Origin of the sequence: Mesorhizobium sp. L103C119B0 (assembly GCF_000502235.1) — a bacterium.
Lineage (GTDB): Bacteria > Pseudomonadota > Alphaproteobacteria > Rhizobiales > Rhizobiaceae > Mesorhizobium.
The window spans coordinates 52251-77545 of sequence record NZ_AYXE01000002.1 but is presented as its reverse complement, the minus strand read 5'-3'; the positions used below and the strand labels follow the sequence as shown (position 1 = coordinate 77545).

General features: G+C 63.5%; 22 protein-coding genes, 1 tRNA gene and 1 pseudogene. 11 read left to right on the top strand and 13 right to left on the bottom strand.

Annotated features, from left to right (window positions below):
- Positions 1 to 75 precede the first annotated feature (75 nt).
- The gene (locus X728_RS163220; RefSeq protein WP_023830514.1) at positions 76 to 1251 is read left to right on the top strand and encodes an aromatic ring-hydroxylating dioxygenase subunit alpha; all 1176 of its coding nucleotides are present in this window, start codon (positions 76 to 78) and stop codon (positions 1249 to 1251) included.
- 7 nt (positions 1252 to 1258) lie between these two features.
- On the opposite strand, the gene X728_RS163225 is transcribed toward X728_RS163220, so the two are convergent.
- On the bottom strand, positions 1259 to 2446 hold the full coding sequence (locus tag X728_RS163225; RefSeq protein WP_023830513.1) for an MFS transporter: 1188 nt from the start codon (positions 2444 to 2446) through the stop codon (positions 1259 to 1261).
- Positions 2447 to 2688: 242 nt separating this feature from the next.
- Here X728_RS163225 and X728_RS163230 point away from each other — a divergent pair, with 242 nt between their 5' ends.
- Both X728_RS163230 and X728_RS163235 read left to right on the top strand, forming a co-directional pair.
- On the top strand, positions 2689 to 3699 hold the full coding sequence (locus X728_RS163230; protein ID WP_023830512.1) for a DUF1624 domain-containing protein: 1011 nt from the start codon (positions 2689 to 2691) through the stop codon (positions 3697 to 3699).
- Complete coding sequence (locus tag X728_RS163235; protein WP_031194715.1) at positions 3696 to 4202, top strand: isoprenylcysteine carboxylmethyltransferase family protein; 507 nt, start codon at positions 3696 to 3698, stop codon at positions 4200 to 4202. The genes X728_RS163230 and X728_RS163235 overlap by 4 nt, the downstream gene beginning before the upstream one ends.
- Positions 4203 to 4487: 285 nt before the next feature.
- On the opposite strand, the gene X728_RS163240 is transcribed toward X728_RS163235, so the two are convergent.
- Both X728_RS163240 and mgtE read right to left on the bottom strand, forming a co-directional pair.
- Positions 4488 to 4874, bottom strand: a complete 387-nt coding sequence (locus tag X728_RS163240; RefSeq protein ID WP_006203215.1) for a MerR family DNA-binding transcriptional regulator — start codon at positions 4872 to 4874, stop codon at positions 4488 to 4490.
- A gap of 158 nt (positions 4875 to 5032) precedes the next feature.
- Entirely contained in the window at positions 5033 to 6451 is a 1419-nt protein-coding gene (mgtE, locus tag X728_RS163245) for a magnesium transporter (protein WP_023753461.1), read from the bottom strand.
- Positions 6452 to 6718: 267 nt separating this feature from the next.
- Here mgtE and X728_RS163250 point away from each other — a divergent pair, with 267 nt between their 5' ends.
- The 5 genes from X728_RS163250 (at position 6719) to sucD (ending at position 11824) form a co-directional block, all read left to right on the top strand.
- The gene (locus tag X728_RS163250; protein ID WP_023712722.1) at positions 6719 to 7384 is read left to right on the top strand and encodes a response regulator transcription factor; all 666 of its coding nucleotides are present in this window, start codon (positions 6719 to 6721) and stop codon (positions 7382 to 7384) included.
- Between the two features lie 145 nt (positions 7385 to 7529).
- A complete protein-coding gene (locus X728_RS163255; protein WP_023712721.1) occupies positions 7530 to 8720 on the top strand; it encodes an aminotransferase class V-fold PLP-dependent enzyme in 1191 nt (396 codons plus the stop codon).
- A 12-nt stretch (positions 8721 to 8732) separates the two neighbouring features.
- Positions 8733 to 9707, top strand: a complete 975-nt coding sequence (locus X728_RS163260) for a CoA ester lyase (protein WP_023751633.1) — start codon at positions 8733 to 8735, stop codon at positions 9705 to 9707.
- 18 nt (positions 9708 to 9725) lie between these two features.
- A complete protein-coding gene (locus X728_RS163265) occupies positions 9726 to 10910 on the top strand; it encodes a malate--CoA ligase subunit beta (RefSeq protein WP_023830510.1) in 1185 nt (394 codons plus the stop codon).
- Between the two features lie 14 nt (positions 10911 to 10924).
- Positions 10925 to 11824 (top strand): succinate--CoA ligase subunit alpha, encoded by a 900-nt coding sequence (gene sucD, locus X728_RS163270; RefSeq protein WP_023690971.1) that lies wholly within the window; start codon positions 10925 to 10927, stop codon positions 11822 to 11824.
- Positions 11825 to 11851: 27 nt separating this feature from the next.
- Here sucD and X728_RS163275 read toward each other — a convergent pair whose 3' ends face one another.
- Positions 11852 to 12784, bottom strand: a complete 933-nt coding sequence (locus X728_RS163275; protein WP_023698328.1) for a TauD/TfdA family dioxygenase — start codon at positions 12782 to 12784, stop codon at positions 11852 to 11854.
- Positions 12785 to 13182: 398 nt separating this feature from the next.
- Between X728_RS163275 and X728_RS163280 the strand changes: the two genes are divergently transcribed.
- Positions 13183 to 14262, top strand: coding sequence for a histidine kinase dimerization/phosphoacceptor domain -containing protein (locus X728_RS163280; RefSeq protein ID WP_023670797.1), 1080 nt, complete (start codon positions 13183 to 13185; stop codon positions 14260 to 14262).
- Between the two features lie 667 nt (positions 14263 to 14929).
- Here X728_RS163280 and X728_RS163285 read toward each other — a convergent pair.
- Positions 14930 to 15014 (bottom strand) — tRNA-Leu (locus X728_RS163285).
- Positions 15015 to 15352: 338 nt separating this feature from the next.
- Between X728_RS163285 and lipB the strand changes: the two genes are divergently transcribed.
- Entirely contained in the window at positions 15353 to 16096 is a 744-nt protein-coding gene (gene lipB / locus X728_RS163290; protein WP_023670798.1) for a lipoyl(octanoyl) transferase LipB, read from the top strand.
- A gap of 19 nt (positions 16097 to 16115) precedes the next feature.
- Here lipB and X728_RS163295 read toward each other — a convergent pair whose 3' ends face one another.
- The 4 genes from X728_RS163295 to proS form a co-directional block, all read right to left on the bottom strand.
- Positions 16116 to 17366, bottom strand: coding sequence for a peptidase M50 (locus X728_RS163295; RefSeq protein ID WP_023670799.1), 1251 nt, complete (start codon positions 17364 to 17366; stop codon positions 16116 to 16118).
- A gap of 459 nt (positions 17367 to 17825) precedes the next feature.
- Positions 17826 to 18509, bottom strand: coding sequence for an ABC transporter ATP-binding protein (locus X728_RS163300; protein WP_023685211.1), 684 nt, complete (start codon positions 18507 to 18509; stop codon positions 17826 to 17828).
- Positions 18506 to 19852 (bottom strand): lipoprotein-releasing ABC transporter permease subunit, encoded by a 1347-nt coding sequence (locus tag X728_RS163305; protein ID WP_023706133.1) that lies wholly within the window; start codon positions 19850 to 19852, stop codon positions 18506 to 18508. Before X728_RS163305 ends, X728_RS163300 begins: the two co-directional genes overlap by 4 nt.
- Complete coding sequence (gene proS / locus X728_RS163310; protein ID WP_023670802.1) at positions 19849 to 21177, bottom strand: proline--tRNA ligase; 1329 nt, start codon at positions 21175 to 21177, stop codon at positions 19849 to 19851. Before proS ends, X728_RS163305 begins: the two co-directional genes overlap by 4 nt.
- Between proS and X728_RS163315 the strand changes: the two genes are divergently transcribed.
- The gene (locus X728_RS163315; protein ID WP_023830509.1) at positions 21176 to 21370 is read left to right on the top strand and encodes a hypothetical protein; all 195 of its coding nucleotides are present in this window, start codon (positions 21176 to 21178) and stop codon (positions 21368 to 21370) included. The genes proS and X728_RS163315 overlap by 2 nt on opposite strands.
- A 536-nt stretch (positions 21371 to 21906) precedes the next feature.
- Here the strand turns inward: X728_RS163315 and X728_RS163320 are convergent.
- The 4 genes and pseudogenes from X728_RS163320 to X728_RS01000000166135 all read right to left on the bottom strand — a co-directional run bounded on the left by X728_RS163320 (position 21907) and on the right by X728_RS01000000166135 (position 25291).
- Positions 21907 to 22191, bottom strand: a complete 285-nt coding sequence (locus X728_RS163320) for a DUF1467 family protein (RefSeq protein ID WP_023823104.1) — start codon at positions 22189 to 22191, stop codon at positions 21907 to 21909.
- Positions 22188 to 22592, bottom strand: coding sequence for a methylmalonyl-CoA epimerase (mce, locus tag X728_RS163325; RefSeq protein ID WP_023739140.1), 405 nt, complete (start codon positions 22590 to 22592; stop codon positions 22188 to 22190). The genes X728_RS163320 and mce overlap by 4 nt, the downstream gene beginning before the upstream one ends.
- Before the next feature lie 97 nt (positions 22593 to 22689).
- A complete protein-coding gene (locus tag X728_RS163330; protein WP_023753471.1) occupies positions 22690 to 24363 on the bottom strand; it encodes a ribonuclease J in 1674 nt (557 codons plus the stop codon).
- Positions 24364 to 24395: 32 nt separating this feature from the next.
- Positions 24396 to 25291: pseudogene (locus X728_RS01000000166135) on the bottom strand (biotin--[acetyl-CoA-carboxylase] ligase).
- Positions 25292 to 25295 lie beyond the last annotated feature (4 nt).

The window sequence follows — 25295 nt, the reverse complement described above, 5'->3', positions numbered from 1 at the left end:
GCAACCGGCAATGCGGCACTCTGATTGACAAACTATCTGCCGGGGTGTCGGCTGACGCTTCATAGGAAGCCAGCCATGCATCCCAACCCGAGCGAGCGCGACCCCTATAACGGCCTGAGCCGGGCCGAACCGACGCTACCGTCATCGGCCTATTGGGATAGCGAGGCTTACCAGCGCGATCTCGACGCCATCTGGTACAAAAGCTGGCTGCTCGTCTGCCGCGAGGCCGATCTTGCCCAGCCTTTGGCATTCAGGACATTCCGCGTTGGCACACAGGAAATCGTCGTGCTGCGCGACGACACCGGCGAGTTGCGCGCCTTCCACAACACCTGCCGGCATCGCGGCTCGCAGCTTTGCCAGGAAAGCGAGGGCCGGCTGAAAGCGCGGCTCATCACTTGCCCCTACCATGCCTGGTCCTACTCGCTGCGCGGCGATCTCGTGCGCGTTCCCTCGAAATCGCTGCCAGATGGTTTCGACAAGGCAGATCATCCGCTCTACCGGGTGGCGCTGTCGGTGTGGCGCGGCTTTGTCTTTGTGAACCCTCAGCAGGCGACGGCCGGCTCCGCCGAGACCTCCTTCGATCCCGCATCCGGCGACCTCGCCAACTGGCCGCTGGAAACGCTGGTATCAGGCCATGTCCTGCGCAAGGTGATGAACTGCAACTGGAAGATCTTCTGGGAGAACTTCAACGAGTGCCTGCATTGCCCAGGCGTCCACAAGGACCTGTCTCGGCTGGTGCCGATGTACGGCCGCGGCCTGATGAGCCGGCACGACGACCCCGACTGGGTCCGCCATGCCGACAATGACGCACCGGAGTTTTCGGGTGGCCTGCGCGCCGGCGCCGAGACCTGGTCGCGCGACGGACATGCCCATGGCCCGGTCTTCCCGGGCCTGACGCCGGCCGAGCGTGCGGCCGGACAGACCTATGCCACCAGCCTGCCCTCGATGTTCATCGTCGGCCATGTCGATTATGTCAGGACGGTGCGACTGATGCCGCTCGGTCCCGAACAGACCGAACTCACCGCCGAGTGGCTGTTCGCGCCCGAGGCGCTCGCCGAGACCGACATCGACAATGTCGTCGCCTTCGGCACCCAGGTGCTGGAGGAGGATGCCGCGATCTGTGAGATCAATCAGAAAGGCCTGCGCTCGATGCGCCACCAGGCCGGCGTGCTGATGCCGGAGGAGTACGATCTGCACCGCTTCCACAACTGGGTGCGCGAGCGGCATGCAGCGCTTGAGGCAACCGCCTGATCGGCGACTAAAGCGACTTCGGCAGATAGCGCCAGGTGATAAAGCCGCAAACAGCGGCCAGAATGCCCAGCGTCACGAACACCGAGCCGAGGCCGAAAAACGCCAGCACCACCGAATAGACCAGCGGCGGCGTCAGCTCGGAAAAGTCGAGATAGGTGCGGTAGACCGCGGCCATCTGCGCCCGCTCATAGGACCGCACCGAGCGCATGAAGGCGGTCGAGCCCAGTGCATCGAGCGCGATGGTGAAGAAGGCGCCGCAGAGCAGGAAAAAGCCCGTAAGCAGCGGCGCGGTAGTGCCGACCGCGCCCGCCGCAAGCAGCGTCGCCGACATCGCGAAATAGGCGAAGGTCATGGTGCGCCGGCCGCCGAAGCGTTTTCCCGCTTTGCCCCAGAAGATCGCCATGAACAACAGCGCATTGCCGGCCGAAACCAGCAGGCCGCCGGCAAGCTTGCCCTCGCCGGTAATCACCATGAACAGCGGCCCGTAGACGAAGAACGTCGTCCAGAAGCAGGAGCGGCCGAAGGCGATCAGCCAGGCCAGCCTGAGCCTGGGTTGTGCTACGAAGCGGCCGATATTGGCCAGCGGATTGGCCGGCCGTGTCTTGCCCGGCCGGATCGACCGGTTGTCGCCCAGCCTGTAGGTCCAGAACAGCGCCAGCAAGGCCAACGCAAACACCGCGACCGCGCCATGCGCGGCATAGATGCCGTAGCGTGTGTAGAGGAAGATGCCGAGTGTCGGCCCGCCGGTCCAGGCCAGCATCGACCACGCCATGCGCAGCGATTCGGCATGCATGAAATCGGTCTTGCGGATGTGGTCCATGATGTAGAGGTTGAGCGTGATCGACAGCGCGCTCGCCCCCATGACGCGGCACAGCATGCCTGTCAGTTGCCCGGCAAGCGTGTGGGTGACGAAGAACAGCGAGCCTATCGCCAGCAGGCAGGCGCCGGCGGTATAGACCCAGCGCCGGGCAAACCTGCGGATCAACATCGGCATGAACAAGGTCACCGACAGGCCGAGCAGCGCCACGATGGTGTAGAGGATCGAGACGATCTGCTCGTTGTGCAGAATCTCATAAGCCTGGATCGGGATGACGCTCGACACCGTGGCACGGGCGAAGGATTCGACCGCATAGAGCGAGGCAAAGGTGCGCGCATCCGCCGGACGCAGGGCCGGAAGCCAGATCGGATGGCTCACAGGGGTACATTTGATCCCAAATCAGACTCGCGGCGTCAAATCTGCGCTGGCGCTTCCTCCGCCGGTAACAGGAAACCGACCCCTTCCCGGCAAAAAGCGAATTCGGCCAAAGGCTTTCCGGCTCTGGCCTAAAGCGCCGCCCGATGCAGCCGCACGGCGCGACCCGGAGCGTAGAGGGCGGCCTTCTTTTGTCCGGTGCAACCGTGATAGTCGTCTTTGGGGCTGAATCAGATCGCGAGACCATGAGCATCCATACCGCACCCCCTGGAGATCAACTGAAGCGAGATCAACCGAAGCGCATCGTCGCCATCGATGTCGTACGCGGCATCGCGCTGATCGCCATGGCGAGCTACCACTTCACCTGGGATCTCGAAAATTTCCACTACACCGATCCCGGCCTCACCGCCGTCGGCTGGTGGAAGATCTATGCGCGCTGCATCGCCTCGACCTTCCTGTTCCTGGTCGGCGTCAGCCTGTTTCTCGCGCATGGCAGGCAGATCCGCTGGACCGGCTTCTGGAAACGCTTTGCCATGGTCGCCGTCGCGGCCGCCGCTATATCGGCGGTCACGTACTTCATCACGCCGGACAGCTTCATCTTCTTCGGCATCCTGCACGAGATCGCGCTGGCCAGCCTGCTCGGCCTTTTGTTCTTGCGGCTGCCGTCCTTGCTGACGCTTTTCGTGGCAGCTTTGGTGATCGCAGTCCCCCTCTATTTCCGATCCGAAGCCTTCGATCATCCGGCGCTGTGGTGGGTCGGCCTGTCGGCGATCAACCCGCGCTCCAACGATTACGTGCCGCTGTTTCCCTGGTTCGGCGCCGTGCTTCTCGGCATCGCCGCGGCAAAGTTTGCGTCCACCACCGGCCTGCTGGCGCGGCTGGCCACGCTGGCATCGGGAAGCTGGACCAGGCCGCTCACCTTCATCGGCCGCCACAGCCTGGCTTTCTACCTGATCCACCAGCCGCTGCTGTTCGGGTGCGTCTGGCTGTTCTCGCAGATCGCGCCGGCGCCGGTCGAGACACGGGAAGTGGTCTTCCTCAAGGAATGCCAGGTATCCTGCGAACAGCAGCGCGACACGGAGTTCTGCACCAGCTATTGTGTGTGCATGCTGGACACGCTGCAAAGCGAAGCGGCATTCGACCGGCTCTACAATGGTGACCAGACCCCGGAGTTCAAAGCGCATCTCGGTGAACTCGCCGGCATCTGCACCGCAAGGACGGAGGAGAGTCCGATGACGCAGGGAGGGCAACAATGACCGACAAGCTAGCAAAACCCGGGCTGGCAAAACCCGATCTACCGAGACCACGGCTGATCCCGTGGCCGCCGCTGATCTACATCGCCGCCATCGCCATCAGCATCGTGCTCGGCCTGTTCTATCCCCTGCCCTGGATCGGCGACCTCTTGGGCGACCTTTTGTTTGCCGCCGGCTTTGTGGTGCTGTTTGCCGTCGCAGCCCTCTGGTTCACCGCTATCCGCACCATGATCCGGGCCAAAACGACGATGAACCCCAATGGCGTGCCGGAGCATCTGGTGACGTCTGGCCCGTTCGGCGTCACGCGCAACCCGATGTATCTGGCCAACACGCTGCTTTTGATCGGCGTTGCCTTCGTCTCGGGGATCGTATGGTTCCTGCCGCTGGCTTTGATCGCGGCATTTGCAACGCAGAAGGTCGCCATCGAGAGCGAGGAGAAGGTGCTGTTCGCCAAATTCGGCAAGAAGTACCGCGACTATGCGAAGCGGGTCAGGCGCTGGATTTGAGGCGGGTGTGATCGCTGGCAGGGTTCGCATGCCTTGGCGACTAGCCGAAACGCCCATCTCTTCGTCATCCACGGGCGAAGCAAGAAGCGTAGCGGCGCAGCGCAGACCCGAGGATCCATGCCGCGACGTACAGCAGTTGCCACGGTCCAGAATTCTGCACCGCTGCACTCCACGGCCAATGTCACGGAATGGATTCTAGGGTCTCCGCGACGGAGCTTCGCTCCTGCTCCGCCCTAGAATGACGAAGTTCTGTAGCGATCGCCGCTCAACGCGCGATGAGTCCGCTCAGGTATTAACCCCCAGCTCCACCAGCCGCTCAACACATGACTCCTCGGCCTGGTCGAGCTCCGCCAGCGTCTCCTCGAGATCGCGGCGCTTCTGCCTGAGATCCTCGCGCTTCTCCTCGATGCGCTTGATCATCAGCTTGAGTTGACCGACCTCGCCTGGCGGTTCCTTGTACATCTGGATGATTTCGCGGATCTCGTTGATCGAGAAGCCGAGCCTTTTCCCGCGCATGATCTGGCGGATCAGATGCCGGTCCGACGGACGAAACAGCCTTGTGCGGCCCCGCCGCACGGGTTGCACCAGCCCCTCATCCTCGTAGAAGCGCAGCGTCCGCGTCGACACGTCGAATTCGCGGGTCAGTTCGGTGATCGAATAATATTCCCGCATCTTTGCTCCAAATGTCGGAACATCGGAAAACGCCCGGTCGCCCGGGATTTCCAACGCATTCCGATCAACCCCGTTCCAAGCCGGACTCGGCATGGAACCCCGCGCAAGCCTCGCACCACATTTACGTAAAAGTCAATTGAACCCGCAACGCCTCTTTCTCAAGGGATAGCGAACCACCAGGTGGCCAGCCCGAGGAAGGCAAAGAAGCCAACGACGTCGGTGACCGTAGTGACGAAAACCGCCGACGCCACCGCCGGGTCGATCTTGAACCGGTCGAGCAATAGCGGGATCAGGATACCGGCAAGGGCTGCCACGAACATGTTGATGATCATCGCCGCCGCTATGATGCCGCCCAGATTGGCATCGCGGAACCAGACGGCCGCGACGATGCCGATCAGCACGGCGAAGATGATGCCGTTGATGGAACCCACGCCCATTTCGCGGCGGATGATGCGGCCGGCATTGTAGATGTCGAGATCCCTGGTCGCCAGCGCGCGCACCGTGACGGTCATGGTCTGCGAACCGGCATTGCCGCCCATGCCGGCCACGATCGGCATCAGCACGGCCAGTGCTACAATATGCTCGATGGTGCGGTCGAACAGGCCGATCACCGAAGCCGCCAGGAACGCCGTCAACAGGTTGACCAGCAGCCAGGGAACGCGCGAGCGCGAGGTCGAAAGAATGCTGTCGGACAACTCTTCGTCGCCGACGCCGCCCATGCGCAGCAGATCTTCCTCGGCCTCCTGCTGGATGACGTCGACGACGTCGTCGATGGTGAGCACGCCGACCAGCCGCTCGTTCTCGTCGACGACGGCGGCGGACAGAAGATCGTATTGCTCGAAGTCCCGCGCCGCCTCTTCCTGGTCCATGGTGGCCGGAATGGCGTGCCTCGTCTCGTGCATCACGTCTCCGACCTTGGTCGTGCGCTTGGTGCGCAGGATCTGGTCGAGGTCGATGGCGCCGAGCAACTTGAAGCTTGGATCGATGACGAAGATCTGGCTGAACCGCTCGGGCAGGTTCTTGTCTTCGCGCATGTAGTCGATGGTCTGGCCTATGGTCCAGAACGGCGGCACGGCGACGAACTCGGTCTGCATGCGGCGACCGGCGGTCTCTTCCGGGTAGTCGAGCGAGCGGCGCAGCCTGATCCGCTCGGTGAACGGCAGCTGCGACAGGATCTCGTCCTGGTCTTCCTTTTCAAGGTCTTCGAGAATGTAGACCGCGTCGTCGGAATCGAGGTCCTGCATACCCTGGGCAATTTGCTCATTGGGCATATTGTCGACGATATCGCGGCGGATCGCCTCGTCGACCTCGGTCAGCGACGAGAAGTCGAAGTCGGCGCCGAGCAGTTCGACAAGGGCGCGACGCTGTTCGGGGTGCAGGGCCTCCAGCAGATCGCCAAGTTCCGACTGGTGCAGGTCGTCGACTTCGCGCTTCAGCGTCAGCGTATCGCGATCGGCGATCGCCGCGCCGATCTGGGCGAGGAATGATGACAGAACGGCGCCGTCCTCGCCATAGATGTCGGCGTGGGCATCGTCAGCGGCTTTGGCGCCGGTCTTCTGGTCGTCCTGGCGTTCCACCAGCGGCTCCCGCCATGGGAATTTCGGAAAAGGTGCCTGTCAGGTCTAGCGCGCAACGCACGGGAATATCAAACGAAATGCGCCCCGCCCTGCATATGGGCGAGAGTGATTTCATCAGGATATGACGCCGCCCAGGATTCAGGCGGCGCGACAGCACATGTCGCTGGGGAAAGAGCACCCGAGCACGGTTGGGGCAGAATTGTCATGGTGCAGGTCCTGCCATCTGCCGGACCCGCCCAGGCCAGGAACCAGAACAGCCGGAAGCCCTTGAAGATCAGGTCACAGACGCAGAAGGCAATCGAGGAACGGCGCGTGCGCGTGGTCGTCGCCGAACGCAATCCGCTCGTCATATCGGCGGTGCGCGACATGCTGGACTGCGACGGGCGCTTCGATCTCAGGGCCTGCGTGCAAAGCGGCAGGCATTTTCTGGAATTGGCAGCGGAAGGCGAATTCGACGTCGCCGTTATCGGCTGGAAGCTCTCCGACATGGACGGCGCCGATGTGCTGGCCGAGGTTCACAGCCGCAAGCTGGGCGTGCGCATCGCGGTGTTTTCCAACGACCACGACATCGGCATCCTGAAGCAGTGCGTGCGGCTCGGCGCCCAGGGCTACTGCTTCCAGTTCGACGATCCGGCGATCATCTTCGAGACCATCCTGGCCGTCGCGCATGGCCGCATCTGCATCCCCTACATCGACATCAACAAGGTCAACGACACACCCTTGTCGCTGCTCACCGTGCGCGAGCGCGAGCTGCTGGCGGTGCTGTCCGACGGCTGGACCAATCTGCAGATCGCGACGCGCACCGGGATTTCGGAGAACACGGTGAAATACCACCTCAAGAATCTCTACGACAAGCTCGACGTCCGCAACCGGGCGATGGCAGTCGCGCTCTACGCGCGGGAGAGGCGTACCCAGAAGCAGCCGTTGGGGTAGGCGAGCGACTGGCCGCGGGTAGGTCACCCGGGTAGGCAACCCCCACCCGCGCGCGGCAAGATGTTACCCCTTGAGGTGTTGTTGCCTTTAGCCGTCGAGACGAAACTCCCCTCACCGCTTTGCTGGATCAGGAGGAGTTCGCGACATGGCCGGTTTCACCCATCTTTTCATTCCCGGACCGACCAACATCCCCGAACAGGTCCGGCAGGCGATGAACCTGCCGATGGAAGACATGCGTGCAGCATCCTTCCCCGATCTCACGCTACCGCTGTTCGAAGACATCAAGACGGTGTTCAAGAACGAGACCGGCCGCGTCTTCATCTATCCCTCCTCCGGCACCGGCGCCTGGGAAGCGGCGATGACCAATGTGCTCAGCCCCGGTGACCGCGTGCTGATGTCGCGCTTCGGACAGTTCTCGCATCTGTGGGTCGACATGGCCGAGCGCCTCGGCTTCGAGGTCGATGTCATCGATTGCGACTGGGGGACCGGCGTGCCGCTCGAGCTCTATGCCGAGCGGCTCAGCGACGACAAGGCGCATCGCATCAAGGCAATCTTCTGCACGCAGAACGAGACGGCGACCGGCGTGACCAGCGACGTCGCCGGCTGCCGCGCCGCGCTCGACGACGCCAACCACCCTGCTTTGCTCTTCGTCGACGGCGTCTCGTCGATCGGCTCGATCGACTTCCGCCAGGAGGAATGGGGCGTCGATTGCGCCGTCAGCGGCTCGCAGAAGGGTTTCATGCTGCCCGCCGGCCTCGGTTTCCTCTCCGTCAGCAAGAAGGCGCTGGTGGCCTCGCGGAGCGCCACGCACCGCCGCTGCTTCTTCTCCTTCGAGGACATGATCCGCGCCAACGATGCCGGCTACTTCCCTTATACGCCGGCTACACAGCTGCTGCGCGGTCTGCGCGCCTCGCTCGACCTGATCGCCGAGGAAGGGCTGGAAAACATCTTCGCCCGCCACCATCGTCTCGCCGAAGGCGTGCGCAAGGCAGTCGACGCCTGGGGCCTGAAGCTCTGCGCCAAGGCGCCGAAATGGCACTCCGATACGGTCAGCGCCATCCTGGTGCCGGACGGCGTCGACAGCGGCGATGTGGTCAAGCGCGCCTACCAGAAATACCAGACCGCGCTCGGCGGCGGCCTCAACAAGGTGATCGGCAAGGTCTTCCGCATCGGCCATCTCGGCTGGCTGAACGAGGTGATGGTGCTGGCCTCGCTCTCGGCCGCCGAAATGGCGCTGCTCGACTGCGGCGTACGGCTGGCGCCCGGCTCCGGCGTCGGCGCCGCCATCCAGCACTTCCGCGCCTCGGCCGCCGTGCCGGTCGCCGAAGCCGCTTGAGGGGAGCCGACGATGAGCCACACCATCAACCATCTGAAAAAACTGCGGCTGCAGCGCAGCGAGCTGGCCGTTCCGGGCTCCAGCCCGGAGATGATCGACAAGGCCGCCAACAGCGCCGCCGACTTCATCTTCCTCGACATCGAGGACGCCGTTGCCCCACCCGACAAGGAGCGCGCCCGCAAGAACATCATCCAGGCGCTCAACGACATCGACTGGCGCGCCAAGGGCAAGACCGTCTCGGTGCGCATCAACGGCCTCGACACCCATTACATGTATCGCGACGTGGTCGACGTCATGGAACAGGCAGGCGACAGGCTGGACACGATCCTGGTGCCGAAAGTCGGCGTGCCGGCCGACCTCTACATGGTCGAGGCCATGGTCAACCAGATCGAAATGGCCAAAGGTTTCAAGACCCGCGTCGGCCTCGAAGCGCTGATCGAGACCGCGCTCGGCATGGCCAATGTCGAGGCGATTGCCGCGACACCCGGCCGGCTGGAAGCCATGCATTTCGGCGTCGCCGACTATGCGGCAAGCTGCAAGGCGCGCACCGTCAACATCGGTGGCCTCAACCCCGACTATCCCGGCGACCAGTGGCATTTCGCTTTGTCGCGGATGACCGTCGCCTGCCGCGCCTATGGCTTGCGCGCCATTGACGGACCGTTCGGCGACTTCTCCGATCCGGAGGGCTACGTCGCCGGGGCCAGGCGCGCGGCGGCCCTCGGTATCGAAGGCAAATGGGCAATCCATCCCTCGCAGATCGCGCTCGCCAACGGCGTATTCTCTCCACCGGAAAAAGAGGTGACCCGTGCCAGGCGAGTCCTCGAAGTGCTGAAGGAGGCGGAGGCGCAGGGCAAGGGAGCGGCCGCACTCGACGGCAAGATGATCGACGCAGCGTCGGAACGCATGGCGCGCAATGTTCTGGTGGTCAACGAGGCAATCGAACGCGCCGGTCAATTCTCTAGTGAGCCGCGCGTCGCCACGCATTGACCGTTCAGGGAGGACAAAATGGACATCCACGAATATCAGGCCAAGGAACTGCTGGCACGCCACGGCGTGCATGTGCCGCGCGGCGGGCTGGCCTACAGCCCCGAGCAGGCAACCTACAGGGCGCGCGAGATCGGCGGCAGCAAATGGGTGCTGAAGGCGCAGGTGCATTCGGGCGCCCGAGGCAAGGCCGGTGGCATCAAGCTCTGCGCCGATGACGAGGAGATCTCCAACGCCGCCGAGGCCATGCTCGGCCGCAAGCTGGTGACCCACCAGACCGGCCCGCGCGGCAAGCTGATTTCGCGCCTCTATCTCGAGGAAGCCGTCGACATCGCGCAGGAGCTCTATGTCGGCTTCGTCCTCGACCGCAAGGAAGAGCGCGTCATGATCGTGGCCTCGGCCGCCGGCGGCATGGAGATCGAGGACATCGTCGAGAAGGCGCCGAATTCCATCCTGCGCACATCGGTCGATCCCGGTGTCGGCATGCAGCGTTTCCAGGCCCGCGAGATCGCCTTCGGCCTCGGCCTCGACCACAATCTGATCGGCAAGGCGACCGAGACCATCTTCAGCTGCTACCAGGTGTTTCGCGACTACGACGCCTCGATGCTGGAGATCAATCCGCTGGTGGTGACGCGCGACGGCAATCTGATCGCGCTCGACGCCAAAATGTCGTTCGACGAGAACGCGTTGTTCCGGCGGCCGGAAATTTCCGAGCTGCGCGACAAGAGCCAGGAAGACCCGCGCGAAACCTTCGCCAGCGATCGCGGCCTGTCCTATGTCGGGCTCGACGGCAACATCGGCTGCATCATCAACGGCGCCGGCCTCGCCATGGCGACCATGGACATGATCAAGATCGCCGGCGGCGAGCCGGCCAACTTCCTCGACATCGGTGGCGGCGCCTCGCCCGAGCGGGTGGCGAAATCCTTCCGGGCCGTGCTCGGCGACAAGAATGTCGAGACCATCCTGGTCAACATCTTTGCCGGCATCAACCGCTGCGACTGGGTCGCCGAAGGCATCATCAAGGCAATACGCGAGGTCGGCGTGAACGTGCCGCTGGTGGTCCGTCTCTCCGGCACCAAGGCCGAGGAAGGACGCCGCATCCTGGCCGATTCCGGCGAGGCGGTAATCGTTGCCGACACGCTTGCAGAAGCCGCCGAAAAAGCCGTCGCTGCCTGGCGCGCGGCCACCAAGAAAAAAGCAGCCTGAGGGAGGTCGAGAAAATGGCAATCCTGCTCAACCGCAGCACCCGCGTCATCGTCCAGGGGTTCACCGGCAAGATCGGCAGCTTCCATGCCGACGACATGAAACGCTATGGCACCAAGCTGGTCGGCGGCGTCACCCCCGGCAAAGGCGGCCAGAAGCATCTCGGCCTGCCTGTCTTCAACACGGTCAAGGGCGCGGTGCGCGAGACCCGCGCCGAGGCCAGCATCGTCTTCGTGCCGCCGCCCTTTGCCGCCGATTCGATCATGGAAGCGGCGGACGCCGGCATTAAACTCTGCGTCTGCATCACCGACGGCATCCCGTCGCAGGACATGATGCAGGTCAAGCGCTACATGCTGCGCTACCGCTACGAGGACCGCATGCGGCTGATCGGCCCGAACTGCGCCGGCGTCATCACGCCCGGACAGGCGCTGATCGGCATCATGCCCGGCAGCATCTATCTGCCTGGCCGCGTCGGCATCGTCGGCCGCTCCGGAACGCTCGGCTACGAGGCGGCGTCGCAGATGAAGTCGCTCGGCATCGGCGTGTCGACCAGCGTTGGCATTGGCGGCGACCCGATCAACGGCTCGTCCTTCAAGGACATGCTGAAACTGTTCGAACAGGATGACGACACCGACGCGGTGGTGATGATCGGCGAGATCGGCGGACCGCAGGAAGCCGAAGCCGCGATCTGGGCGCGCGATAATATGCGCAAGCCCCTGATCGCCTACATCGCCGGCCTCTCCGCCCCCAAAGGCCGCCGCATGGGCCACGCCGGCGCCATCATCTCGGCCTTCGGCGAGTCCGCGCAGGAAAAGGTGGAGATCCTCAAGGACGCCGGGGTGATCATCGTGCCGACGCCGTCGTCGTTTGGTGAGGTGGTTGCAGAGACGCTGTCACGTATGAAGAAGGCCGCCTGAACAGCGGCCTTCGCGTTCGACCGCGCCTCATGCCGCCTTGTCGGCTGCCGGCTTCGCGACCTTGGTGCGGGTGGCGCTGCGGCGGCCGTCGACGCTGACCGGAACGTCGCCGTCGACCGTGGCGCGACGCACCACCCGGTGCTGGTCGCCATAGTCGTTGACGGCGTAGTGCTGCGTCGCGCGGTTGTCCCAGATCGCCACATCGCCGGCCTTCCAGCGCCAGCGCACGGTGTTCTCCGGCGCGGTGACATAGGACTGGAAAACCTCGTAAAGCTTCGCCGAATCGCTTTTGGAAAGACCGATCAGCCGTTGCACGAAATTGCCGAGCAGCAGCGTGCGCTCGCCTGTTTCGGGATGGACGCGGACGACGGGATGCTCGGTCTCGTAGATCGTCGAGGTGAAGATTTCCTCGAAGTGCTTCTTTTCCGCAGCACTCGCACGCGGCCGCACCGCGGCGTAATCGTAGGCGTTGCTGTGCACCGCCCAGAGATTGTCGGCCAGCAGCTTCAACGGCTCGGGCAGGTCCTGATAGGCGGCCGCGGTGTTCGACCAGATGGTGTCGCCGCCGGCCGGCGGTATGACGATGCCGCGAAGAACGGAGAATTTCGGATAGGCGTCGACGAAGGTGACATCGGTATGCCATTGGTCGGCGCGACCGCCGCCACGGCTGGAATCGAGTTCGAGAATGGACGCCGTTCCCTTGACGGGACCTTGGGTCGGATGCGGGACGAGGTCGCCGAGACGCTGGGCAAAGCGCTCCTGCCCGGCATCGTCGAGATGCGCCTGGTCGCGGAAGAACACCACCTTGTGCCGCAACAGGATCTGGTTGATCGCCGCGACCGTCTGCTGCGGCAGGTCGCCGGAGAGCCGAATGTTCCTGATCTCTGCGCCGACGCGTCCGGTAAGCGGGACAATATCGGCATCCGGGATGATCTGCTCTACGGGGGTAAGTCTGGTCATGGGAACCTCTTCCTCTAAAGCCGCGGGGCTGCTGGCAATGCTCCGCCGTCTGCCGGCCGCACAGCGATCGGCGGAGCAACTCCCTCATCGGGAGCCGACTTGCCTGGTAACGAGAGCACTGATCTCAACTCAGGAGGCGAAGGCCGCCAAGGCTGGCGAGCAGTACCGAGATCCATTCAAAGCGTAATTCTACAAATTCCATAGACATTTCTTTTCAAAGTTCGGCGGCCCTGAGAAAAATGCCTTCTGTCCAGTTCGTTCGTGAGCGGCAGGCGGTGGAGCCCTGCGCGACGCGGCCCGCACCAGTAGTGACGCTGTCGTATCCCTTCGATATTGGAGATGGCGGGTGAATTGCATGCCTGATATTGATGGCTTCCACGCATCACGCAGGCGCCGAGATGACAGACTCCGATAAGGCTGACGCTGTCGAGCAATTGCTCGATACGCCTGACCTCGCCACCGCGCTGGAAAGCGACCAGTTCAAGAAATTTCTCGACCAGATGCCGATCGCGATCGCCGTCTCGGAATTGATCGCGAAGGAGCGTGTCGTCTACGCCAATCCCGAATTCGAGAAGCTCTCGGACCTCAAGGCGCCGAAGCTTGCGCGGGAAAACTGGGCGGCCCTTTCCGGCAGGGGGCTTCATCGGCAGAAGGACAGGCCGCTCGCCGAGGCTGTCGTTGAAGACACCGATTTCGTCGGCACATTTCGTCTTGAGCGCGGCGAGGACAAGCCGGCAATCGTCGACGTTTATTCCAACGTCATCGAGGACGACAACGGCAAGCTCTGCTTCCGGCTGGTGGCGCTTGTCGACGTCACGGCACACGGTGAGACCGAGGACACGCGACCCGCGGAGGAGCTCATCCGGGAGAAGGACACCCTGTTGCGCGAACTGCAGCACCGGGTGAAAAACAATCTGCAGATGATCACCGCTTTGATCCGGATGGAAACCCGCAACGCCACCGAACCGGACCAGAAGCGTTTCGAAAGGCTTGCCGGCCGGGTAGACGCATTGGCAATCCTTTACCAGACCTTGTCGGCTGACCAGCAGAAGGATGAGGTGGATCTTGGTGTGTATCTTAGCCAGATCGCGTCCGCCGTCATGGCGTCGCACGCAGTCGAAGGTATCCGCCTCGACCTTAAGGTGGATACCTATCCGGTATCCATCAACGTTGCCATGCCGACAGGCCTGGTCGTCAATGAGTTGCTGACCAACGCTCTCAAACATGCATTCGTCGGGCGCGACGGCGGCACGATCACGCTGCACAGCGTCGTCAGCGGCGATGGTTGCCGGGTGACTGTCGCCGATGATGGAATCGGTCTGCCGACGGGTGAGACCTGGCCCAGGCCAGGCAAGCTCGGCTCCCTGATCGCGCGGTCGCTGACCGAAAATGCCAAAGCGCAATTCGACGTCAAGTCGAGTGCCGGCGAGGGAACCAAGGTCACCATCGTCTTCAAGCGATCGGCGGCGACGGACTGAGGCTATGTAACGGCGCGCCCGACAAATCCCGGCCGGACAGGTGCTTCGGGCGCTCGCGGGTGTGGCCTTAAGTCGCAAACGATTTGGCTGCAGAAGCGGGGCGCCGGGCTTCTTTGACGGTGCGATCAGCACCATATGTGGTCCACAGCCCTAAACGAGAGAAGCTAGCTCCGACGGGTCGCACCGCGGTCGTCAGCCGGCAATGGCTATGAACCAGGAAACTGAAAACCATCATGCGTGAAAATATCAGACCAGCGTCGAGAGACGTCCCCCTCATTCAGCTAGGCCTGCACCAGTGCCGCTTCCCGGTGAGCGAAGACCGGTCGGTACCCGGTGGTTACCGGTTTTGTGCCGGGCCGACGTCGCCGGATCGCGTCTACTGCGATCACCACCACACCGTCGTGACGGCCGTTGACCCTCGTCGAGCCCGTCCGGGTCTCCATTTCCCGCAACGACGCGCCGCTTAGGTCACCCACATCCCCTGCCCCGCCACCGGCAAAGCCGGGGACTCGGGTGCAGGAGGCTGGCCGGTGCGAGCCAAGCGGCGTTCGCGTGCGGCTCTGCGACCTCTTGTTGCAACTCTGCTGCGGCCGGTTCAAGCGCCAAAGGCGATGATTTGGCGTCGATGGCCTGAGAAGCCGCAATGATTTCAATGGCCGAAAAATTATGGTGCGGTCGAGAAGACTCGAACTTCCACGGGTTGCCCCACAGCGACCTCAACGCTGCGCGTCTACCAATTCCGCCACGACCGCCCGTGGTAGGAGCCGGAACGAACCGGCTCGCGGCGTGTAGCAAATCGTTTCCGGCGAAACAAGGGCGCGGCGCGCAATAATCGCCGCAAGTTGGCATATCGGCCTCTACAGCGCCGCGCGTCCTGTGGGACGCGCAAAGGACGCTGCAGCACTTTGATTTGGCGCATGATCCTTTCCGAAGATCGTTCCTATCTTCGGGGTCGTGCGCGAAGGCCGAAATGCGTGGCGAACTGGACGTTTCAGCCGGATACCGCCATATGAAGGGCAAATGCATTTGGCCCCAGAGCGCAAGCCGGTTTCGCCAAGCCGGCGTGCGTCACGCGAAAAACGAAAAAGCCATGACCGAACGCAGCCAGATCGCCACGTCGTTCCTGCCCTTGCCGGGTTCGGCGCCGGTCGAATGGCGCATCGAGCCCGGCCTGACCGGCTACACCGATGCGCTGGCCCTGATGGAAGCGCGCGCCGAGGCGATCCGCACGGGTGCGGCCGCCGAGATGGTCTGGCTGGTCGAGCATCCGCCGCTTTACACCGCCGGCACCAGCGCCCGCATCGAGGACTTGATCGACCCCGACCGTTTCCCGGTCTTTGCCGCGGGGCGCGGCGGCGAATACACCTATCACGGGCCGGGGCAGCGGGTTGCCTATGTCATGCTTGACCTGAAGCGCCGGCGCGAGGATGTGCGCGCCTTCGTCGCCGCGCTCGAGCAGTGGATCATCGGCACGCTTGCCGCCTTCAATGTGCGCGGCGAACGCCGCGAGGACCGCGTCGGAGTCTGGGTGGTGCGGCCCGAGCGCCCGTCCCTGCCCGACGGCTCGCCGGCTGAAGACAAGATCGCGGCCATCGGCATCCGGCTGCGGCGCTGGGTGAGCTTTCATGGCATTGCCGTCAATGTCGAGCCGGATCTCAGCCATTTCAGCGGCATCGTGCCATGCGGCGTGCCGGATCACGGCGTCACCAGCCTCGTCGACCTCGGCCTGCCCGTGACCATGGGCGATTTCGACCTGGCGCTGAAATCCGCCTTCGAGGATGTTTTCGGGGCAGCGGAGTCAACTTCTGCAGAACCGGCTCGCAAGGCCGGCTGAGTCTCGCCTCGACCAACGCTCAAAGCAACCGCGCCGAGGCCCACAACAGCCCGAAACCGTGAATGGCGAAGACGGCCAGCAGCGCGCCGGCCATGGCGAAACGGTCGAAGATGCGGATCGGCTTCAATTCGTGGCGCGGTTTTACCCCGCTACCCACTGTCATCAGGCTGAGGATGGCAAAGACGGCGCCCGCCACCAGCAGAAAGCTTTGGGAAAAGCCGGCCAGCCAGCCAAGCCATAGCAAGGCCGAGAGCAGGGAAAACGAGGCGAGCGCCAGGGCGACCGGCCCCGGGCAGATCTGGCGCAGCACCTGACCGCCGTCGAATTTCCACACCGGCACCAGATTGGCGATGTTGAACAGCGCGGCAAAGCCGGCAAGCGTCGCCAGAAGGGCCGCGGCGAGCCGATGTCCCTCGCCGGATGCGAGCCCGCTGGCGACGATCAGCAGCGGTACCAGGAACGCGGAAAAACCAGCGCCCATCAGCGCCACGAAGGCGACCTCGAAGCGGCTGTCATAAGGCCGGCCGCCAATGGCGATGCCGCCGAGCAGCGGGATAAAGATCATCCGCGCCTTACGATGACCGGTCAGCCGGAAGGCCGCCATGTGGCCGAGCTCATGCAGGGCGACCACCGAGGTCAGGATCGCGGCCAGCGCCAGGCCGCCGAGATTGAGTCCGAAGAACGGCCAAAGGATGAAAGCCGACAGAACGGCGAAACCGACCTGGCTCAGCGGATGCTCGAACCAGCCGCCCTTGCGATACTGTCCGGTCGTCGCCCAGACCTCCAGCTTGCCGAGCTCGCGGCGCATGGCGAAGTAGCGGAACACCAGGAAGGCGACGCCGCGATAGCGATCGGTCTGGCTGAGCGTGACGCGCGTGCCGGCGCCTTCCGAGGTGAGTTCGGTGGTCTCGTAAAAATCCTTCCAGAACGACGCGTCGAGCGCGGTATCCTCGATGACCCGCATCGAAAAACGACTGCCTTCGACGACGTCCTCGAAGCGCGACCTGCGCTCGATCGGCTGGCCGTCCCGGCCTTCCCACGACAGCAGGATGCGGGCCGTGCCCTGCCCGTCCAGCGGCTGGGCCGAGAGTATCTCGCCGGACCAGCCGGCACCGCTGCCGAGCGGCCACAGCGCCTGCCAGAGGCGCTGCCGGTCCATTGCGACCACGCGGCTGAGCCTCACCGTGCGCAAACCGAGCGGCGCGGTCATCAAAAGGAAAATCAATCCGAGATTACCGACCACGAGAAGGGCCGTCACGATCGGCGACACCTAAGGTTTTGCTCCCTGTATTTGGCAGGGCACCCTAGCGGCACGGCGGCAAGAAAGGCTTAACGGCACAACGCCCTCCTGTCCGCCTAAACACTGCGGCCAACCGCAGATTTATCACATGGCGCCGATCCAGACCGCCATGGAAACGAGAAACGCACTCATGCACACCAACGAAACGACGTCCTGAACAAGATCGCTCATAACTCTCTCCTGTTGTTGATATGTTCGTATTTTGTTCTAACTTTGTTCGAAAGTCAATGAGCGGAAAGCGGCATGCCGACGAATCCTGACAGCCGGTTTGGGCAGGGTTAAGGAAAGGTTGACGGGGTGACGGCGGTGCTGACGCAGGGCGCATCGCATGCCTTTGCGATCGGGACACGCACCAATCACTTCGTGATCCTAGGGCGGAGCAAGGAGCGCAGCGACGCGGCGCAGACCCTAGGATGAGGAAGTTGGGGCCTACAACGGAACGACCTTGCCATCCGCCAACGTCACCCGGCGGTCCATGCGCGAGGCGAGTTCGTGATTGTGGGTCGCGATCAGCGCGGCAAGGCCGGACTGCTTGACCAGCGCGCCAAGCGCCTCGAAGACATAGGAGGCGGTGACCGGGTCGAGATTGCCGGTCGGCTCGTCGGCGAGCAGCAGCAAGGGCGCATTGGCGACCGCGCGGGCAATGGCGACGCGCTGCTGCTCGCCGCCGGACAGTTCCGACGGCCGGTGCGACGCGCGCTTGCCGATCTGCATATAGTCGAGCAGCTGTGCTGCGCGCTCCGACGCCTCCTTGCGCGAAAGCCCTTTGATCAGCTGCGGCATCATGATGTTTTCCAGTGCCGAAAACTCCGGCAGCAGATGATGGAACTGATAGACGAAGCCGACATCGTTGCGGCGGATCGCCGTGCGTTCGTCGTCGGAGAGCCGTCCGCAGGCGCGGCCGGCCAGAATGACGTCACCGGCGTCGGGGCGCTCGAGCAGGCCCGCCGTATGGAGCAGCGTCGACTTGCCGGTGCCCGACGGCGCCACCAGCGCCACCATCTCGCCGCGCTTCAGCGAAAAGTCGGCGCCGTTCAAAATGGTGAGCTTGCGCGGCCCCTGGACATAGTGCCGCTCGACGCTCTTCAGCTCGATAATGATCTCGGACTTCATTCGTATCTCAAGGCCTCGACCGGATCGAGCCGTGCGGCGCGCCATGCCGGAAACACTGTTGCCAGGAAGGACAGGCCGAGCGCCATCAGGATGACATAGGTGGTCTCGCGTGGGTCCATCTTTGCCGGCAGCTGGCTGAGGAAATAGAGTTCCGGATTGAACAGCACCTTGCCGGTCATCCAGGAGAAGAACTGGCGGATCGATTCGATGTTGGTGCAGATGAGCACCCCGAGCAGCACGCCGGCGAGCGTGCCGGTTACGCCGATCGCAGCGCCCGTCATCAGGAAGATGCGCAGGATGGCGCCGCGCGAGGCGCCCATTGTGCGCAGGATGGCGATATCGTGGCCCTTGTCCTTCACCAGCATGATCAGGCCGGAGATGATGTTGAGCGCCGCCACCAGCACGATCAGCGTCAGGATCATGAACATGACGTTGCGCTCGACCTGCAGTGCTGAAAAGAACGTCTCGTTGCGCTGGCGCCAGTCGACCATGTCGATCGGCCGTTGCGCCGCCGCATCGACCAGCGGTTTCAGCGCGTCGACATTATCGGGATTGTCGACATAGATCTCGATCGTCTGCGCCCTGCCGTCCATGTTGAAATAGAGCTGCGCTTCGGAAAACGGCATGTAGACGATGGAGCTGTCATACTCCGACATGCCGACCTCGAAGATCGCCGCCACCTTGTAGCCCTTCAGCCGCGGCGTCGTGCCCATCGGCGTCACATCGCCGTCCGGCGAGATCAGCGTGATGGTGTCGCCGAGCACAAGGCCGAGATTCTCCGCCATGCGCTTGCCGATAGCGACGCCCTCGCCGGAGTCGAAGCCGTCAAGCGTGCCTTGCTTGACGTTTTGGGCGACGATGGCGATCTTGCCGAGGTCTTCGGCCCTGATACCGCGCACCAGCGCGCCCATGCCGCCGCCGACATTGCCCTGCGCCAGCACCTGGCCGTCGATCAGCGGGATCGCGTATTTGACGCCGGCCACGCCGTTGATGCGGGCTGCGACCTGCGCATAATCCTCAAGCGGCGAATCCAGCGGCTGCACGATCAGATGGCCGTTGACGCCGAGGATGCGGGTCAGAAGTTCGGCTCGAAACCCGTTCATGACAGCCATGACGACGATCAGCGTGGCGACGCCCAGCATGATGCCTAGGAAGGAGATCGAGGCGATGACCGAGATCACCGTCTCCTTGCGGCGCGACCGCAAATAACGCCAGGCGACCATGCGTTCGAACATGGAGAACGGGCCGGCGACCGGAGACTTGGTGACCGGAGACTTGGCGACCGGAGACTTGCCAACCGGAGACTGGGCTACCGAAGACTTCGCTGCCGCGGCTTCGCTCATGCGGTTGCACCGAAGCGTTTCCTGGCCTCCGCGACCGGCAGCGTCTCGCGCTCGCCGGTCCGGCGGTTCTTGATCTCGATCTCGCCGGCGGCCACGCCGCGCGGCCCGACGATCACCTGCCAGGGCAGGCCGATCAGGTCTGCGGTGGCGAACTTGCCGCCCGGCCGCTGGTCGGTGTCGTCGTAAAGCACATCCTTGCCGGCGCTGGTGAAGGCGGCGTAGAGCTCGCCGCAGACGCGGTCGCACTCGGCGTCGCCGGCCTTCATGTTGATCAGGCCGATGTCGAACGGCGTCACCGCTTCCGGCCAGATGATGCCGTTATCGTCATGGCTGGCCTCGATGATCGCTGCCACCAGCCGCGACGGACCGATACCGTAGGAGCCGCCGGAAACGAAATGATCCTTGCCGTCGGGCCCGGTCACCTTGGCGCCCATGGGCTTGGAATATTTGTCGCCGAAATGAAAGATGTGGCCGACCTCGATGCCGCGTGCCGAGACCCGGTCGGCTTCGCCAAGCTTGTCCCAGGCCGCCTCGTCATGCATCTCGTCGGTGGCGGCGTAAGGCGTCGTCCACGTTTTGACGATGTCGGCGATCTCGCCGTCATTGCCGAAGTCGGTTTTCTCGCCGGGCACCTGGAGCGACAGATATTCGCGGTCGCAATAGACCTGGCTCTCGCCGGTGTCGGCCAGGATGATGAATTCATGGCTGAGATCGCCGCCGATCGGCCCGGTGTCGGCCCGCATCGGAATGGCCTGCAGCCCCATGCGCGTGAACGTTCGGAGATAGGATACGAACATGCGGTTGTAGGCGGCCTTCGCGCCCTCGAAATCGAGGTCGAAGGAATAGGCGTCCTTCATCAGGAATTCGCGTGAACGCATGACGCCGAAGCGCGGACGCACCTCGTCGCGGAACTTCCACTGGATGTGGTAGAGGTTGAGCGGCAAATCCTTGTACGACTTGACGTAGGCGCGCACGATCTCGGTGACCACTTCCTCATTGGTCGGACCGTAGAGCATGTCGCGGTCCTGCCGGTCCTTGATGCGCAGCATCTCCTTGCCATAGTCGTCATAGCGGCCGCTTTCGCGCCACAGATCGGCCGACTGGATGGTCGGCATCAGGATTTCCAGCGCGCCGGCGCGGTTCTGCTCCTCGCGGATGATGCGGCAGACCTTGTCGAGCACCAGCTTGCCCAGCGGCAGCCAGGAAAAGCTGCCCTGCCCCTGCTGGCGGATCATGCCGGCACGCAGCATCAGCCGGTGCGAGACGATCTCGGCCTCGCGCGGATTTTCTTTCAGGATGGGCAGGAAAAACTGCGACAAACGCATGGACAGGTCCGTGAGAGAGGAGGCTGCGCCGGAATCGGCGCGGCTGGCTTGTTTGCCCCGGCTTCATAGCTATTTCGTGACGGAATGGAAACCCGACCGGCCGCATCGGCCGGAAATCGCAAAAATCGATTCTTCTTCCAAAGACCTTCGCACCGAAAACGATAATGCTTTTGATACAAAAATGATGACCTGACTCCGAAGTGCTCACACACGCTTTGCGCGTCCGGGCGACGCGGCACACCTGACCAGATTAAGGCGGCAGCCCCGGTGTTGTTCGTTTCGCAAGCAAAGCCTGCCGCACTATTGTGCACTGCAGCACAGATTGCCCGATTGCGGGCAAAATTCTGCGTGACAATTTCATCAGGGTTAGGCTAGTGTGCCCCGATAACCGAGAGGGTGGAGAAAAATCTGCTCTCCTACGCGGTCAAAGTCTTGGGAGGATGCGATCTAGGCGCGGTTAACCGCTGCCGCCGGAAACCGGAAAACAGATCGGAACGCGTTTAAATTGCAAGGCCTTGTGCCTTGCATTTTTTTTGCCCGATCATCTGGTTAGATCAACCTGTTCCCAAATCACGTGAGCTTGCGTCAGCCTGATACCCAGCCGTGATTCTAATGCGGGTGGGCCATGCCTGGCCGCCGATTGCGCATCGCAAGCTGGTGAGCCAAAACCCGAGTTTGGCGCTCCGAAACAGGCACAAACATCCAAGCCGATCTGTCGGCGGAAAGTGTTTAGTTAGCCGGTGCCTGGCTGGCTTCGGGGATGATGTGCGGGACTTCGTCGAGGCTGTAGCCCAGCCCGTGCGTCAGGCTGTAGAAAACCCCCATGACGACAGCCGTGACGATAGTGGTGCGGATCACGGCGCGCAGCATATGCGGTCCGCGCGGCGCGCTCGCAACCGTGCCCAGCGTCACGTCATGGTCGTCATCCTGCGTCTTGACGCTGAACGGCAGCACGATGAACAGCATCAGCCACCAGGTGATGAAGAACAGCGCGGCAAACGAAATCCAGCTCATGCCTGCTCCAGTTCGACCAGCGTGCCGAAGAAATCCTTGGGATGCAGGAACAGCACCGGCTTGCCGTGGGCGCCGGTTTTGGGATTGCCGTCGCCCAGCACGCGGGCGCCGCTCGCTTTGAGGTGATCGCGCGCGACAAGGATGTCGTCGACCTCGTAGCAGACATGATGCATGCCACCCGAGGGGTTCTTCGCCAGAAAGGCCGCGATCGGCGACCGTTCGCCCAGCGGCTCCAGGAGTTCGATCTTGGTGTTGCCGACATCGACGAACACCACCGTCACGCCATGCTCGGGCAAAGCCTGCGGCGCAGTCACCCGCGCGCCAAGTGTATCGCGATAGGCCGCAATCGCCGCGGCCAGGTCCGGTACGGCAAGTGCTACATGGTTCAGGCGTCCCAGCATGAAGTGCTCCACAAGTTAAGGGAGTAGGGAATAGGCAGCAGGCAGTAGTGATACATCCGCATTTTTCTCCACTGCCTACCGCCTACTGCCTATTCCCTCACCTCGTCACAAACACCGTCACCAGCGGCTTCTTGCCCCAGGCTTCGTTGGCGGCGCCGCGCACGGCGCGGCGCACCGCTTCCTGCACCAGATCGAGGTCCTTGCGGCGCTGGCGAGGGATCGAGTCGACCGCGCCGACGGCCGCGTCGAGCATCAGATCTTCCATGTTTTCGCCACGGGCATCGGCCTCGGCGACGCCGATGGCGACCAGATCGGGATCGCCGGCGAGCTCATATTTGTCGTCGAGCACGACATTGACCGCGACATGGCCGGCAAAGGATAGCTTGCGCCGGTCGCGTATGCCCATCGCCTGGTCGGTGCCGATCAGCCTGCCGTCCTTGTAGATGCGGCCGAACGGCACCTGGTCGATGATCGTGGCCGGACCCGGCGCCAGCCGCAGCATGTCGCCGTCGCGCACTTGCGCCACCTGGCCGATGCCCGACGTCGACATCAGCGACCCCTGCGCCACTAGATGCGCGGCTTCGCCGTGCACGGGAACGCCGATCTGCGGCCGCACCCATTCATACATCCTGCGCAATTCGCTGCGGCGGGGATGGCCGGAGACATGCACAAGCGCGTCGCCGTCCTCGATGATCTTGATGCCGAGGTCGATGAGGCGGTTCTTGATCTCGAGGATCGCCTTCTCGTTGCCGGGAATGGTGCGTGAGGAAAACACCACCGTGTCGCCGGCCGTAAGCGACACCGACTTCATCTCGTCGCGCGAAAGTTTTGCCAGCGCCGCCAGCGACTCGCCCTGGCTGCCGGTGCAGATGATGACCAGGTTCTCGCGCGGGATGAAGCCGAAATCCTCCTCGGCGATGAACTCCGGCAGCCCGTCCATGTAGCCGAGCTCGCCGGCGACATCGATGACCCGCTTCAGCGAGCGGCCGAGCACCAGGCACTGGCGGCCGGCATCGCGCGCCGCCTTGGCGATCGAGACGATGCGCCCGACATTGGAAGAGAAGGTAGTGACGGCGACACGGCCGACAGCGCTCTGGATGACGCCCCTGAGGCCTTCGCCCACCGCCACTTCCGACGGCGATTCGCCTTCGCGTAGCGCATTGGTGGAATCGCAGACCAGCGCCAGCACGCCCTTGTCGCCATAGGCGCGAAACCGCGCCTCGTCGGTTTTCGGACCGATCGTCGGTTCCGGATCGATCTTCCAGTCGCCGGTATGGATGACGGTACCAGCCGGCGAGGTGATCGCCAGCGACATCGGCTCAGGGATGGAGTGCGCCACCGGAATGGCCTCGATCGAGAACGGGCCGACGGTGAATGTCTCGCCTGCCCGGTAGATCGTCACCGGAATTTTCTTCGGCGCGCCCTGCTCGCCTTGGCGCTTGGCGTCCAACAGGCCGGCGCTGAACGGTGTCATCCACACCGGCGCCTTCAGCTTTGGCCAGATGTCGAGCAGCGCCCCGTAATGGTCTTCATGCGCATGGGTGATGATGATGCCGCGCAGGCCGGCGAGGTTCTCCTCGATGAAGCGCGTATCGGGCAGGATCAGGTCGACGCCCGGATGCGCCGCGTCGGGAAAGGTCACGCCGACATCGACGACGATCCACTCGCGCGCGCTAGGCGGCCCATAGCCGTAAAGGGCGAAGTTCATGCCGATCTCGCCGACGCCGCCGAGCGGCACGAAGACGAGTTCGGCGTTTTGCGCTTTCGCCATCAAATTTCCCTTCCCGGCCCTTGCGACCAGCCCTAAATCTTTGCCGACGCGACGGCGCCGAAATGCACGTCGCCGGCGGCTACCGTCACGACCGACCCCTCATCATCGCGGATCACGAAACGGCAGTCCGCGTCAATGGTCTCGAAGGTACCGCGCACCACATTCCCGTCAATCCTGACAGCAACCTCGCCGCCAAGCCCCGCCGCGCGCGCCAGCCAGCGACGCCGGATGGCGTCGAGCCCGCGTCCGTCGTCCCACAGCCGGGCATTGTCGGTCCAGGCATCGGACAGCGCCAAGAACAGCGTTTCGGCGTCGCATGTCGCGCCCAGTGCCTGAAGCGATGTCGCCGGATACGGCAAATCCGGCGGATGCGCCACCACATTGACGCCGATGCCCACCGCCACCGCGAAACGGCCGCCATCGAGAATGGCCGATTCCAGCAGGATGCCGGCCAGCTTGGCGCCGGAGGCCAGCACATCGTTCGGCCATTTCNATCGAGAATGGCCGATTCCAGCAGGATGCCGGCCAGCTTGGCGCCGGAGGCCAGCACATCGTTCGGCCATTTCAGCTCGAAGCGGTTCTGCCCCTGGCTGGCGCCGTCGAGGCCGATAGCGATCCTGCCCTTCGGCACCACGGCGTCGAGCGCGTCGGCCAGCGACAGGCCGGCGACGAAGCCCAGCGTCGCCGCCAGACGCAACTCACCGCCGGCGATGACCAGCAATGTCGCCGCCAGATTGCCCTCGGGCGATACCCAGGCCCTGCCGCGGCGGCCACGGCCGCTTTCCTGCTTCTTGGAAACGACCCACAATTTGCCGGGATCGCCTGCCCTTGCATGGTCCAGCGCCAGCGTGTTGGTGGAACCCACGCTGTCATGCGCCTCGAGCCGGAACCCTTCCGTCTCAGAGGTCGGAGCCAGCCGAAATGCCATCCGG

What these genes read in the sequence shown, in the direction of transcription:
- lipB (WP_023670798.1), top strand. Translation starts at nt 15,353, where the DNA reads ATGACCGAACGCAGCCAGATCGCCACGTCGTTCCTGCCCTTGCCGGGT.
- X728_RS163280 (WP_023670797.1), top strand. Translation starts at nt 13,183, where the DNA reads ATGACAGACTCCGATAAGGCTGACGCTGTCGAGCAATTGCTCGATACG.
- sucD (WP_023690971.1), top strand. Translation starts at nt 10,925, where the DNA reads ATGGCAATCCTGCTCAACCGCAGCACCCGCGTCATCGTCCAGGGGTTC.
- X728_RS163240 (WP_006203215.1), bottom strand. Translation starts at nt 4,874, where the DNA reads ATGCGGGAATATTATTCGATCACCGAACTGACCCGCGAATTCGACGTG.
- X728_RS163320 (WP_023823104.1), bottom strand. Translation starts at nt 22,191, where the DNA reads ATGAGCTGGATTTCGTTTGCCGCGCTGTTCTTCATCACCTGGTGGCTG.
- X728_RS163235 (WP_031194715.1), top strand. Translation starts at nt 3,696, where the DNA reads ATGACCGACAAGCTAGCAAAACCCGGGCTGGCAAAACCCGATCTACCG.
- X728_RS163265 (WP_023830510.1), top strand. Translation starts at nt 9,726, where the DNA reads ATGGACATCCACGAATATCAGGCCAAGGAACTGCTGGCACGCCACGGC.
- X728_RS163305 (WP_023706133.1), bottom strand. Translation starts at nt 19,852, where the DNA reads ATGAGCGAAGCCGCGGCAGCGAAGTCTTCGGTAGCCCAGTCTCCGGTT.
- X728_RS163255 (WP_023712721.1), top strand. Translation starts at nt 7,530, where the DNA reads ATGGCCGGTTTCACCCATCTTTTCATTCCCGGACCGACCAACATCCCC.
- X728_RS163330 (WP_023753471.1), bottom strand. Translation starts at nt 24,363, where the DNA reads ATGGCGAAAGCGCAAAACGCCGAACTCGTCTTCGTGCCGCTCGGCGGC.
- X728_RS163315 (WP_023830509.1), top strand. Translation starts at nt 21,176, where the DNA reads ATGGACAGGTCCGTGAGAGAGGAGGCTGCGCCGGAATCGGCGCGGCTG.
- X728_RS163275 (WP_023698328.1), bottom strand. Translation starts at nt 12,784, where the DNA reads ATGACCAGACTTACCCCCGTAGAGCAGATCATCCCGGATGCCGATATT.
- X728_RS163300 (WP_023685211.1), bottom strand. Translation starts at nt 18,509, where the DNA reads ATGAAGTCCGAGATCATTATCGAGCTGAAGAGCGTCGAGCGGCACTAT.
- X728_RS163220 (WP_023830514.1), top strand. Translation starts at nt 76, where the DNA reads ATGCATCCCAACCCGAGCGAGCGCGACCCCTATAACGGCCTGAGCCGG.
- mce (WP_023739140.1), bottom strand. Translation starts at nt 22,592, where the DNA reads ATGCTGGGACGCCTGAACCATGTAGCACTTGCCGTACCGGACCTGGCC.
- X728_RS163260 (WP_023751633.1), top strand. Translation starts at nt 8,733, where the DNA reads ATGAGCCACACCATCAACCATCTGAAAAAACTGCGGCTGCAGCGCAGC.
- proS (WP_023670802.1), bottom strand. Translation starts at nt 21,177, where the DNA reads ATGCGTTTGTCGCAGTTTTTCCTGCCCATCCTGAAAGAAAATCCGCGC.
- X728_RS163230 (WP_023830512.1), top strand. Translation starts at nt 2,689, where the DNA reads ATGAGCATCCATACCGCACCCCCTGGAGATCAACTGAAGCGAGATCAA.